General features: G+C 44.0%; 1 rRNA gene. It reads right to left on the bottom strand.

Features of this window, described 5'->3' with window-relative positions:
- Positions 1-169 (bottom strand): 16S ribosomal RNA (locus tag QGG57_07110); the annotation flags it as partial.
- Positions 170-543 lie beyond the last annotated feature (374 nt).

Here is a 543-nt window from a genome sequence, read left to right as displayed (position 1 = left end):
CCATCTGCGTCTATGGGGAATTGGCCCCAGTTTCCCGGGTTTATGCCCCACCTGAGGGTAGATTATCCACGTGTTACTGAGCATTATGCCAGGGGTACAAGTACCCCTTAGACTCGCATGGCTTAATCGAACTCCAATAGCAGTAGCCTTCGGCAGGATCAACCGAAGTTTTTCCTTTCGAATGCACACTTTGAGTATAAATTTACTAGAATTGTCGGATTGACTGCACTAGTTTCGCTTTTGATTTCGAATGTCAGATGATAGCCCACACTGGGGAATGTTATCATCTCCATAACTTGTCTGCAATAACGGAATGGTTCCATCATCAAATCAGGAATGCGCCGAAGTCATTGCAGCCGTAAACACGGTTGCCTGGTAACAACAATAGCTGGTCAGGCTCGTCAACACTTAAAATGGCCTATTTAAGAAAAGCCCCATTTTTTAATGTAGACCTAAATTTTGACTTGAAATTGAGAACCTGGTTGCATACCTTCTGGAATAGTTACTGCTACTACTCTCCCATCCGGTGCTTTGATCTGTATT

This window comes from Candidatus Poseidoniia archaeon (genome assembly GCA_030748895.1).
Classification (GTDB): Archaea; Thermoplasmatota; Poseidoniia; order MGIII; family CG-Epi1; genus UBA8886.
The sequence above is the reverse complement of the archived record's forward strand: the minus strand, read 5'-3'. Positions and strand labels throughout refer to the sequence as shown.